This is a genomic window from Nonomuraea sp. NPDC059023 (genome assembly GCF_042740095.1).
Taxonomy (GTDB): Bacteria; Actinomycetota; Actinomycetes; order Streptosporangiales; family Streptosporangiaceae; genus Nonomuraea.
The window spans coordinates 182,475-193,931 of sequence record NZ_JBHYIO010000023.1; the positions used below are offsets into that span (position 1 = coordinate 182,475).

Sequence of the window (11,457 nt, forward strand, 5' to 3'; positions counted from 1 at the left end):
CTGTCCTTGTCAAAGTACGCGCCCCGCCGGAGATGATGTGCCTCATGCGTACTCAAGTAGGGATCATCGGCGCGGGGCCCGCCGGGCTGTTGTTGTCCCATCTGCTCCACCTGCGCGGCATCTCCTCGGTGGTGCTGGAGCGCCGCTCGCGCGAGTACGTCGAGCGCCGCGTCCGCGCCGGCGTCCTGGAGCAGGGCACGGTCGACACGCTGGTCGCGGCCGGGGTGGGCGAGCGGCTGCTGCGCGAGGGCCTGCCGCACGAGGGCATCGAGCTGAGGTACGGCGGCGCCGCCCACCGCATCCCCTTCGAGAAGCTGGTCCCGGGCCGGCGGATCACCGTCTACGGCCAGCAGGAGGTGGTCAAGGACCTGATCGCGGCCAGGCTCGAAGCGGGCGGCGACCTGCGCTTCGAGGTGGACGACGTGGAGCTGCACGACCTGGCGGGCGCGCCGTACGTGACGTTCGGCGGCGAGCGGCTCGACTGCGAGGTGATCGCCGGCTGCGACGGCTTCCACGGGGTGTCCAGGCCGTCGATCCCGGAGGGCGTGCTGACGGTGTTCGAGCGCGAGTACCCCTTCGCCTGGCTCGGCGTCCTGGCCCGGGTACGCCCCTCGGCCGAAGAGCTGATCTACGCCAGGAACGAGCGCGGCTTCGCCCTGCACAGCATGCGCTCGCCCGAGGTCAGCCGCTTCTACCTCCAGGTGCCGCCCGACGCCGACCTCGCCGACTGGCCGGACGAGCGCGTCTGGGCCGAGCTGAAGGCCCGCCTGGAGACGGTCCCCGGCTTCACGCTGGAGACGGGCGAGATCCTGGAGAAGGGCGTCACGCCCATGCGCGGCTTCGTCGCCGAGCCCATGCAGTACGGCCGGCTGTACCTGGCCGGAGACTCCGCCCACATCGTCCCGCCCACCGGCGCCAAGGGACTCAACCTGGCCGTGGCCGACGTCAACGTCCTCACCGAGGCGCTGGCCGCCTTCTTCGCCACCGGCTCCGCCGAACTGCTCGACGGCTACTCGGCGGCGTGCCTGCGGCGGGTGTGGCGGGCGCAGCACTTCTCCTGGTGGATGACGACGCTGCTGCACACCTTCGACGACGAGGACGCCTACGCCCGCCGCCTGCAGCTGTCCTACCTGGACTACGTGACCTCGTCGGCGGCCGCCGCGACGACGCTGGCCGAGAACTACGTGGGACTCAGCTGAACAGCCCGTGACAGTGGTGGGCCAGGAACGAGGTCAGGCCGGGCACGGCCACCAGCGCGGCGGGGCCCGCCAGCAGCCCGGCGACCGCCAGCAGCCCGGACAGGCGCTCACGGCGTTCCAGCGGTTTGTGCGGGTGGAGCATGCGGCGGACCCTGGTCAGGGCCGTCTCGCCGCCGGCGGCCAGCGCGAAGGCGGGCACGCGGCCGGTCGCCAGGCCCACCAGCGCGGCGGCGATGTGGATGCGGTGGTGCCGCCTGGCCGCCATGTCGTCGGCCAGCAGCTCGACCAGCCTGGCCAGCTCCGCCCGCGCCCGCTCGAACAGCGGCACCCGCGGGAAGGCCCGGGTGAGGATCTCGGCCCCGGCCAGCACGAGGTGGTGGCGCCCGCGCAGGTGGGCGTGCTCGTGGGCGAGGACGGCGGCCACCTGGTCGGGGGTCAGCGACTCCAGGGCGCCGGTGGTGATGACGGTCTGGGCGCGGCGGCCGGGCAGGCAGTAGGCGACGCGCTCGGCGTGCTCGACCACGACCGCGCCGAGGTCGCCGTCGGGCCGGCCGAGCAGGGCGAGCATCTCGGCATGGCGGCGGCGCTCGCGGCGGGTGCGCAGCACCACGTCGGCGACCGAGTAGGCGAGCCTGGCCACGATGAGGGCGGCGCCGGCCAGCCCGGCGCGCACCCCGGTCAGCGAGAGGTCGGGCAGTTCCGTACAGGCCTCGAAGAAGCGGGCCAGGCCGTGGCCGATCAGGTCGGTGGGCACCGCCAGGGAGATCGCGGCCAGCAGCGCGGCGGCGACGGCGGAGAAGCCGGCCGCCTGCCACATGCCGATCGCCAGCCGGGGCGCCCTGGACGTCCACGACGCCCGGCCGAGCAGGCGCGGCAGCAGCACGGCCGCCACGACCGCGTAAAGAGCGAGGAAGAGCGGGACGATCACTGCTTGCGGCCTCCGGGCGGGAAGACCTGCAGCGCCGCCTCCAGCGCGGTGGCCTCCTCGGGGGTCAGCCGCTCCAGGAAGTGCACCAGCGTCGCGGCCTGGTTGCCGCTCGCGGCCAGGGAGTCGCGCATCAGCTCGGCGGTGTAGGCCTCCTTGGAGGCGACCGGCTCGTAGACGTAGGCGCGGCCGACCGGCTTGCGCTTGAGCAGGCCCTTGGTGTGGAGCTTGTCCATCACCGTCATCACCGTGGTGTAGGCGATCTCCCTGTCCTTGCGGAGGTCTTCGAGCACGTCACGCACCGCCGCGGGCTTGTGGTAAGCCCACATCCTGTCCATGATCGTGGACTCGAGTTCTCCCAGGCCGCGCTTCATGGGCTCATGCTACCGAGTTCAGTGGGGCACGACCCCGGCCGCCAGGACCCTGCGGTAGGCGGCCACGCGGTCCTCGACGCTGTCCAGGCAGCAGCTTGAGCACTTCACCGCCTCGGCCGAGGTGTAGTAGAGACAGCATGTGCGCCGGAGGTAGAACAGGCCTTCGCGCTCGCCCTCGCGCAGCCGTACCACCTCGCCGAGGGGGTCCAGCACCGGTGCCGCGGCGAGGAAGCGCAGGTAGGCGGCGTGCAGGACGTCCACGTCGGCCCCGAGGCGGCTGGCGATGCAGAAGGCGGCGGCGCAGCCGTGCGCCACGCCGCCGTTGAGCTGGCGCAGCCCGGCCCTGGTCCGTGTCCGCATGGCGCGGGCCAGCGGCAGCAGGTGCTCGTTCAGCACCCACGAGACGAGCGTGTCCAGCGAACCCGGGCGCACCTCCGGCTCGCGCAGCGCCACCGCCTCGAAGCCGTGGTGCGGCGACAGGCGGATCGCCACGTTCGGCGGGCGCATGTCCACCAGCACGTCCTCCAGGGCCCAGGCCAGCAGCGCGGAGGCGGTGACGGTGCCGGAGTAGACGGCCATGACGGTCAGCGCGGTCGCGTGCTCCGACACCTGCCCGCTGGCCGTCCGCTCGGCCTCCAGGACCTGGCCGAGCTCGTCGGAGCCGGGATCGAGGAGGCGGTCGCAGGCCAGCCAGCCCTCCCCGGTCAGCCCGGTCTCCAGCCGGTACCTGTCTCCGAAGGACGCCAGGCGGTCGAACACGTCTCTCACCGCACACCTACTGTCTGGAGGGCCCGTCCTTCAGGGAAGCCGGAACGGTCGGACACGGTGGTCTCCCGGTTTTGCCGACGGTGGTCACGTGGGTGGGAAGGTGTCTTCCAGGCCGGGGAGGACCTCAATGGAGCAACTCCTGCGTGTAGGGGTGGGCGGGTGCGGCGGCCAGTTCCGCCGCCGGGCCGTGCTCGACGATCTCGCCGGAGCGCAGCACGACGATCCTGTCGCACGCCTGGACGGCCTCGCCCAGGTCGTGCGTGACGAAGACGACGGCGAGGCCGCGTCCCGAGGCCAGGGAGCGCAGCGTCGTCGCGATCCCGGCCCTGGTCGAGACGTCGAGCATCGAGGTGGCCTCGTCGGCGATGAGCAGTACGGGCTCGCCGGCCAGCGCGCGGGCGATGGAGACGCGCTGGCGCTGGCCGCCGGAGAGCTGACCGGGGAAGCGGCGCAGGAACTCCCGGTCGCACGGCAGCCCGGCCGCCTCCAGCGCGGCCAGCACCTTCTTCTCCCGGTCGCCCGGCGTGCCCGAGACCACGAGGGGCTCGGCCACCAGGGCGCCCACCCGCATGCCGGGGTGCAGGGAGTCGTAGGGGTCCTGGTGCACGAAGCCGATGCGCCGCTGCAGGAGCCGCAGCGCCTTGCCGCGCCGGCCGGTCAGCTCCTCGCCGTCCACCACGACCCGGCCCGCCGTCGGCTTGATCAGGCCGAGGGCGATCCTGGCCAGCGTGGACTTGCCAGAGCCGCTCTCCCCGACCAGGCCGACGATCTCGCCTGAGCGCACCTCCAGATCCACGCCCTTGAGCGCCTGGACGCCGCGGCGCCGGTAGACATGGCTGATGCCGGTGAGGGTGGCGGCGGCCGTACCGGCTGAGGGGGTGGAACGCGGCACGGCGGGATAGACGGGCGAGCCGGGGTGGTGGCAGGCGAGGCCGTCCACGAGCGGCGGTTCCACGTCGTGGCAGGGGTCGAGCGCGAGCGGGCAGCGCGGCGCGAACCGGCAGCCCGCCTGGGCCTGGCCGAGCGGGGGCGCGGAACCGGGCACGCTGCCCCAGGGGATCGAGCGGTCGGTGGCGGGGGTGGCCGTGAGCAGGCCGAGCGTGTAGGGGTGGCGCGACGGCGCGCCTTTGGGACGGATCTCGGCCAGACGGCCCGCGTACATGACCGCCACCCGGTCGGCGTGCGGAGCCAGCGCGGCCAGGTCGTGCGAGACGATCAGCATGCCGATGCCGAGCGAGGCCAGCAGTGCGAGCACCTGGCGTTGCACGATCGCGTCGAGCCCGGTGGTGGGCTCGTCGGCGACCAGCAGCGACGGCTCGCCGGCCAGCGCCAGCGCGATCGCCACCCGCTGCCGCTGCCCGCCGGACAGCTCGTGCGGGTGGCAGGTGAGGTGCTCGGCGCCGAGCCCGACGCGGTCGAGCAGCTCGCCCGGCCGCGCGCGGCCGCCGTGCAGCGCGAGCATCTCCTCGATCTGCGCGCCGACCCTGTGGACCGGGCTGAGCCCGGTCATCGCGCCCTGGGGCACGATCGCGATCTTCCGCCCCCGCACCCCCGCCCAGTCGGTACGGCGGGCGAGGTCGTCCTCCCCGAGCATGGCGGAGCCGGTCACCTCCGCCGAGCCGGGCAGCAGCCCGAGCAGCGCTCTGGCCAGCGAGGTCTTGCCGCAGCCGCTCTCACCCACGAGCGCCACGATCTCGCCGTCGCCGACGTCCAGGCTGACCCGGTCGACCGCGGGCAGCCCGTCGTAGTGGACCGACATCCCGGTGATGGAGAGCATCAGGCGGGCACCTCCTTCAACGCCGGGTTGAGCCGTTCTTCGACCGCGGTGCCGATCAGCGCCAGCGCCAGCACGCTCAGCGTGATCGCCAGGCCGGGCGGCAGCGCCCACCACACCCACGCCTCGGACAGGAAGACGCCGTTGACCTGCACCCAGTACAGGGTGGTGCCCCAGCTCGGCGCGGTGGGGTCGCCCAGGCCGAGGAAGGACAGCGTGGCGTCGTAGAGGATGGCCCGCATGGCGGCGCGGACGAACACCGGGATGAGCAGCGGCCCGATCAGGTAGGAGCCGTGCCGCAGCAGCAGCCACCAGCGTGGCGCGCCCATCGCCCGCGCGACCTCCAGGTGGCCGCGCGACCACGCGGTCAGCATCCCGGCGCGCAGCACCCGGGCCGGAACCGGCCACATGAGCACGACCAGGATGGCCACCCTGATCCCGAACGACTGCCCGAGGAAGGCGGCGGCCAGGATGAACAGGATCAGCTCCGGCAGGATGAGCATCACGTCGATCGAGCGCATGATCAGCGAGGACAGCCATCTGGGCCCGATGGCGGCGGCGCCGCCGATGACCGCGGCCAGCGCGGTGACCACGAGCGCCACCAGGAAGCCGAGGCCGAGCGAGGTCGCCGCGCCGACGAGCAACTGGTCGAGGAGGCTGCGGCCGAGGTCGTCGGCGCCCAGCGGCAGCCCGGGGCCGGGCGGGGCGTAGGGCTCGCCGATCCGGGCGGTGCCCGCGGAATCGGGCAGGAGCAGGCCGTAGACGGCGGCGGCGGTGATGACGGCCAGCAGCGCGAGGCCGACGCGCCCCTGCCCGCCGAGCGCCCTCATTGCCGGGCCCGCGGGTCGAGCAGCGGGTAGGTGGCGTCGGCGATCGCGTTCATCGCCACCACCATGAGCGTCAGCACGAGGAAGGCGCCCTGCATCAGCGGGTAGTCGCGGGCCGAGATCGCGCCGAACGTGAGCCGCCCGAGCCCGGGGTAGGCGAAGACGGTCTCGATGACGATCGAGCCGCCGGCCAGGAAGCCGATCTCCATGAGCACGATGGTGTGCACGGGCAGCAGCGCCGGCCGCAGCGCGTGCCTGCGCACCAGCCTGCCGTACGGCACGCCGCGCGCGTGGGCGTGCTGGACCGGCTCGCTGGTCAGCACGGCCAGCATCGAGGAGCGGGTGTAGAGGAAGAAGTAGCCGAGTCCGGTCACCACCAGCGTGGTCACCGGCAGCACCAGGTGGGCCAGGGTGCCGGCGCCGTAGGTGGGCAGCACGTTCAGCTGGACTCCGAACACGACGATGAGCAGCATGCCGAGCCAGAACGCCGGCAGCGAGTCGAGCACGATCGCGGTGCCGAGCAGCCCGGCGCCGCCGCCCCTGCGCCTGCGCAGCGCGCCGAGCACGCCGAGCGCGACGCCCAGGACGCAGGTGATGACGATGCTGGTGCCGACCAGCAGCAGCGTCCAGGGCAGGGCCTCGCCGATGGCCTCGGCCACCGGCCGGCCGTCCGAGAGGGAGGTGCCGAGGTCCAGGGTGAAGACGCCGGTCACGTAGTCGGCGAACTGCTCGGGGAGGGGGCGGCCGAAGCCGTACTCCTGGGCGATCTGGGCGCGTTCCGCCTCGGTCAGCCTGGACAGCGCCTCGGGGCTGCCGAAGAGCTTCATCGGCCCGCCCGGCAGCGCCCTCGGCAGCAGGAAGTTGAGCAGCAGCGCGATCACGACGACCGCGCCGTACTCCAGGAGCCGCCTCATCCGACGAACGAGCCGCTGTGCAGGACGCCAAGGCCGTTCTGCCAGGTCCAGCCGGCGTAGGCGTCCTTGCGGTAGGCGTAGGCGCCGTTGCGGTAGTAGAGGGTGAGGAAGGGGAGCTGCTCGGCGATCTTCTGTTGGAGCCCGGCCGCGGCGGCGGCCCGCTTCTCCGGCGTGGTCGTGGCCTTCAGCTCGTCGATGGCCTTGTCGACCCCGGCGTCGGAGAAGCCGCCGATGTTGAGGTTGCCGTCCTCCGGGTCGCTGTCGAAGAGCGAGACGATCTGGCTGCTGGTCTGCATGACCGGCGCCGACCAGCCCCACATGGTCAGGTCGTAGTTGCGGCCCTTCTTGACGTCGTAGTCGGGCCAGACCTTGGTGTCGAGCGAGTCCGGGTCGAGCGAGGTCACCTTGATCTCGACGCCGACGTTCTTGAGCATGTCGCGGATCAGCTCGGCGCTGCGCAGCCGGTCGGTGGAGGTGCTCTGGACGAGCAGTTCGTAGCTCATGGGCTTGCCGTCCAGGGTCCTGACGCCGCCGGGGCCCGGCTTCGCGCCCAGGGCGTCGAGTTCGCGCTTGGCGGCCTCGACGTCGAACAGCGGGGGCAGGGCCGGGCCGCCGACCGGGGACTCGGGGTGGACGAAGCCGGGGTTGCCCGGTGTGCCCTGGCCGAGGAGCGCGGTCTTGACCAGGTCGCGCACGTCGACGGCCTTGGCGAGGGCGCGCCGTACCTCGGCCCGGTCGAAGGGCGGGCGGGTGGTGTTGAACTGCAGCATCGTGGAGGCGAACTCGGTGCCCTCGGCGATGCCGATGTTCGGCTGGCTCTGCAGGGCGGCGCGCTGCTGCGGTGGCACGTTCCTGACCGACAGGGCGACCTCGCCGGTGCGCAGGGCGGCGAACTGGGTGGTCTCCTGCGGGATCACGTTGACCTTGACGGTGTCGACCTTGGGCTTGCCGCCGAAGTAGCCGGGGTTGGCGGTGAGCGTGTAGCCGCGTTCCTTGTCGTAGGCGGTCAGCCGGAACGGGCCGGTGCCGATCGCCTTGTCGGTGCCCGCCTCGTTGACCTTGGTCACCGACTCCCACAGGTGCTGGGGGAGCACGGCCATGTCGGAAAGGATGCGCAGGGGGAACTCGGGGTCGGCGGCGTCGAGCGTCATCGTGACCGCGTCGCCGTCCGCCTTGACCGTGCGGATCGGGCGCACGTCGATCGCGGAGTCGCCGGAGAGGTTCTTGCGGTAGAACTCCACGCTGAACACCACGTCGGCGGCGGTGAACGGCCGGCCGTCCTGCCAGGTGACGCCGGTGCGCAGCGGCAGCCTGAACACCTTGTTGTCGGTGGTCTCGACCGCGGTGGCCAGGGAGGGCGCCACGGTCTCGCCCTTCTGGACCAGCAGGGTGTCGAAGATGAGCTTGACCAGGTTGTCGCCCGGGTAGCCGCTCTCGTTGGTGAAGGGGGTGAGGGTGCCCTCGTCGGAGGAGATCGCGATGGTCACGGTCTTGGCCGCCTGGGCGGCGGGTCGTTGGGCCGGTGCGCCGCTGCACGCGGCCAGCGTCGCTACCAGGGCGAACACGAGAACGGCAGAGTATTTCACGGAACCTCCGGGGGGTATGCGAGGTCGTGGGGAGCACTCTAGCCAGGAAATCCGATGATGAGTAGTAGTGACCGGCTTCTTTCCCGCTCAGCGGCTGACGCCCTCCGACGTCGGCCGGAGGAGGTCGAGGTCGGCGCGGCGGGGCAGCGACTCCCAGTCGCCCTGCGAGGTCACCGCGAAGGCGCCCGCGGCGCAGGCGGTGCGCAGCCGCCGGTCCGGGTCGGCCCCGGCCAGCCAGTCGGCCAGCCAGCCGGCCGCGAAGGCGTCGCCCGCCCCCACGGGGTCGACCTCGGTCACCTTGTACGGCTCCGCGTGCCGTACCTGGTCGTCGGACAGCTCCATCGCCCCCCGCGCCCCGAACTTGAGCAGCACGTGGCGCGGCCCCAGGGCCTTGGCCAGCGCGACGGGATCGGCGGGATCGTGGGTGTCGGCGATCAGCCGCGCCTCGTCCTCGGTCGCGAACACCACGTCCACGTCGGCGATCACCGAGCGCAGCCACGCGCCGGCCTCCTCGCGCGTCCACAGCGCCCTGCGGTAGTTGACGTCGAGCGAGACGAGGACGCCGGCCGCGCGGGCGGCGTCGATGGCGTGCCGCACCGCCGCCCTGGCCGAGGGGGAGAGGGCGGGGGTGATGGCGGAGACGTGCAGGACACGGGCGCCGGCGATGAGCGCGGGGTCGAGGTCGGCGGGGGACAGGCGGGAGCCGGCGCTGTCCTTGCGGTAGTAGCGCACGTCGATGAGGTCGGCGGTGCGCCTGCCCTTGATCATCAGGCCGGTGGGCGCGTCCGGGTCGGGGATCGCGCGGACGTCCACGCGCTCGGCGCGCAGCGTCGAGGCGATCAGCTCGCCGAACTCGTCGTCGCCGACCCGGCCGACCCAGGTGACGTCGTGGCCGAGCCGGCTGACGCCGATGGCCACGTTCGACTCGGCGCCGCCCAGGCCGAGGTCGAAGTCGCGGGCGAAACGCAGGGGGCCGGTCCGCCTGGCGGCGAACAGGGCCATGGTCTCGCCGAACGTCACCAGGTCGGTCATCGTGTGGACCCCAGCTTTCTCGAGATGCGCGCGGCGGCCTCGGCCACCATCGGGCCCAGTTCCCGCACCCGCGCGGCGGTGATGCGCGAGGTGAGGCCGGAGACCGAGATGGCGGCGCTGACCGTGTCGGTGTGGTTGAAGATGGGCGCGCCGACGCAGCGCACCTCGGGTTCGTTCTCGCGGTCGTCGACGGCGTAGCCGCGCTGCCTGACGCGGGTGAGCTCGCGGCGCAGCCGTTCGTGGTCGGTGATCGTGTGCTTGGTCATCGCGGGCAGGTCGTCGGGGATGGCCGATTCCGGCTGCCAGGCGAGGATGGCCTTGCCGACGGCCGTGGAGTGCAGCGGGCCGCGGCTGCCGATGCGCGAGGCCATGCGGACGGTGGCCTGGTTCTCGACCTTGTCGATGTAGACGACGTGGGGCGGGTCGTAGACGACCAGGTGGACGGTCTCGCGTACCTCGGCGACCAGGCGGTGCGACTCCTCGGCGGCGACCGCGCGCAGGTCGAGGGTGGCCAGGTAGGCCTGGCCGAGCTGGAGCGTGCCGTGGCCGAGCCGGTAGGCGCCGGTCTTCCTGTCGCGTTCCAGCAGGCGGGCCTCGATGAGCGGGGTGGCCAGGCGCAGCACGGTGCTCTTGGACAGGCCGACCGCCTCGGCGAGCTGGGTGAGCGTCAGTCCGCTGTGGGCGCGCACGTGGTCGAGGACCAGGAGCGCGCGGCGCAGGGAGGCGGACTGGTTGCGGTCGGGCACGATCGCCAAATTACGGCGAAGCATGCGTTGATGTCACATTCTGCAGCACCTCGTTGTGCATTGCACAACAAGTCGTGACAAGTCTTTTCGACTTAGGGCGAGCTTCCTAGTGTCGGCGCCAAGGAGGCAATAGTGAAGTTTCTTTACTGTGCCGCGGCCCTCTTGGCGCTTGCGGCCTGCGCGCCCTCCACCGCCCCGACCACGGGCGGCGGCGACGAGAAGACCGGAACGCTGAACGTGTGGCTCTACGACGAGCCCAACCGCGCTCCGAAGGACAAGGTCATCCAGGAGGCGATCAAGGAGTTCACCGCGTCACACGCCGACGTCAAGGTCCAGGTCAGCTGGGTCCCGACCACCCCCGCGCGCCACGAGAAGTTCAAGGGCGCCTTCAACGACCCGGCCAGCGCCCCCGACGTGGCCGAATACGGCAACACCGACCTGGCCGAGTACGCCGCCGCCGGCGGCTTCGCCGAACTCGACCTGACCGGCGAGGACCTGGGCGCCGACCTGGTGAAGTCCGCGACGGTCGACGGCAAGGCGTACGGGCTGCCGTGGTTCATCGGCATCCGCGCCCTCTACTACCGCACCGACGTCTTCGACGAGCTGAAGCTCAAGCCGCCGACGACGATCGCGGAGCTCACCGAGACCGCGCGCACGATCCGGGCCAAGAAGCCCGACCTGTACGGCATAGCCGTCGGCGGCGAGTACACCTTCGGCGCCCTGCCCTTCGTCTGGGACGCCGGCGGCGACATCACCACGCTCGACAGCCCCGAGTCCCGCAAGGGCGTCAAGGCCTACACCGACCTGCTGTCCGACGACATCTGCCCGGCCCAGGCCTGCGCCTCGCTGACCGGCGGCAAGACCGTCGAGCTGTTCGCCAGCGGCAAGGCCGCCATGGGCATCCTGGGCAACTTCAGCCGCTCGGCCGTGGACGCGGGCGCGGCGGCGGGCAAGTACAAGGTCATCCCGCTGCCCGGCGCGGCCCCCGGCTCGATCGCCCCGGCCTTCGCCGGCGGCAACAACCTGGGCGTGATGAAGAACGCCAAGCACCGCACGCTGGCCAACGACTTCGTCAAGCTGCTCGGCGGCAAGGCGTACCAGGCCAAGATGTACGAGGCCATGGGCAACCTGCCCACGCTGACCGGCGTACGGGAGGAGCTGGCGGCCAAGGACCCGTTCCTGAAGCCGTTCCTCGACACGGTGGCCAAGGGCACCAAGTTCGTGCCGATCGACCCGGCCTGGGTGAAGATCGACAACGGCAAGGTCATCCCGACGATGCTGCAGAAGGTCGCCACCAAGCAGGCGACCGTCG

At 72.1% G+C, this 11,457-nt stretch carries 11 protein-coding genes; 2 read left to right on the plus strand and 9 right to left on the minus strand.

All coding sequences use genetic code 11. From position 1 onward, the window contains the following. The first annotated feature begins 44 nt into the window (after nt 1-44). The gene (locus tag ACFWYW_RS34425) at nt 45-1,199 is read left to right on the plus strand and encodes a 4-hydroxybenzoate 3-monooxygenase (protein ID WP_379612340.1); all 1,155 of its coding nucleotides are present in this window, start codon (nt 45-47) and stop codon (nt 1,197-1,199) included. Here the strand turns inward: ACFWYW_RS34425 and ACFWYW_RS34430 are convergent. The 9 genes from ACFWYW_RS34430 to ACFWYW_RS34470 all read right to left on the minus strand — a co-directional run bounded on the left by ACFWYW_RS34430 (nt 1,192) and on the right by ACFWYW_RS34470 (nt 10,169). Further along, a complete protein-coding gene (locus tag ACFWYW_RS34430; protein WP_379612339.1) occupies nt 1,192-2,127 on the minus strand; it encodes a M56 family metallopeptidase in 936 nt (311 codons plus the stop codon). The two genes, ACFWYW_RS34425 and ACFWYW_RS34430, sit on opposite strands and share 8 nt — an antisense overlap. After that, nucleotides 2,124-2,498 carry a BlaI/MecI/CopY family transcriptional regulator gene (locus ACFWYW_RS34435; protein WP_379612338.1) on the minus strand — a complete coding sequence of 125 codons (375 nt, stop codon included), beginning with the start codon at nt 2,496-2,498 and terminating at the stop codon, nt 2,124-2,126. Before ACFWYW_RS34435 ends, ACFWYW_RS34430 begins: the two co-directional genes overlap by 4 nt. Nucleotides 2,499-2,516: 18 nt before the next feature. Further along, nucleotides 2,517-3,266 carry a (2Fe-2S)-binding protein gene (locus ACFWYW_RS34440; protein WP_379612335.1) on the minus strand — a complete coding sequence of 250 codons (750 nt, stop codon included), beginning with the start codon at nt 3,264-3,266 and terminating at the stop codon, nt 2,517-2,519. A gap of 124 nt (nt 3,267-3,390) precedes the next feature. Continuing rightward, nucleotides 3,391-5,043: an ABC transporter ATP-binding protein gene (locus ACFWYW_RS34445; RefSeq protein ID WP_379612334.1), complete on the minus strand. Its 1,653-nt coding sequence runs from the start codon at nt 5,041-5,043 to the stop codon at nt 3,391-3,393. Next, a complete protein-coding gene (locus tag ACFWYW_RS34450; RefSeq protein ID WP_379612333.1) occupies nt 5,043-5,870 on the minus strand; it encodes an ABC transporter permease in 828 nt (275 codons plus the stop codon). The genes ACFWYW_RS34445 and ACFWYW_RS34450 overlap by 1 nt, the downstream gene beginning before the upstream one ends. Then, nucleotides 5,867-6,781 (minus strand): ABC transporter permease, encoded by a 915-nt coding sequence (locus ACFWYW_RS34455; protein WP_379612332.1) that lies wholly within the window; start codon nt 6,779-6,781, stop codon nt 5,867-5,869. Before ACFWYW_RS34455 ends, ACFWYW_RS34450 begins: the two co-directional genes overlap by 4 nt. Further along, nucleotides 6,778-8,367 carry an ABC transporter substrate-binding protein gene (locus ACFWYW_RS34460; RefSeq protein WP_379612330.1) on the minus strand — a complete coding sequence of 530 codons (1,590 nt, stop codon included), beginning with the start codon at nt 8,365-8,367 and terminating at the stop codon, nt 6,778-6,780. Before ACFWYW_RS34460 ends, ACFWYW_RS34455 begins: the two co-directional genes overlap by 4 nt. Nucleotides 8,368-8,454: 87 nt before the next feature. After that, nucleotides 8,455-9,399, minus strand: a complete 945-nt coding sequence (locus ACFWYW_RS34465; RefSeq protein ID WP_379612329.1) for a sugar kinase — start codon at nt 9,397-9,399, stop codon at nt 8,455-8,457. Beyond that, the gene (locus ACFWYW_RS34470; protein WP_379612328.1) at nt 9,396-10,169 is read right to left on the minus strand and encodes an IclR family transcriptional regulator; all 774 of its coding nucleotides are present in this window, start codon (nt 10,167-10,169) and stop codon (nt 9,396-9,398) included. Before ACFWYW_RS34470 ends, ACFWYW_RS34465 begins: the two co-directional genes overlap by 4 nt. 108 nt (nt 10,170-10,277) lie before the next feature. On the opposite strand from ACFWYW_RS34470, the gene ACFWYW_RS34475 reads away from it, so the two are divergent. Next, on the plus strand, nt 10,278-11,457 hold a 1,180-nt coding region (locus tag ACFWYW_RS34475), incomplete at its 3' end, for an extracellular solute-binding protein (RefSeq protein WP_379641160.1).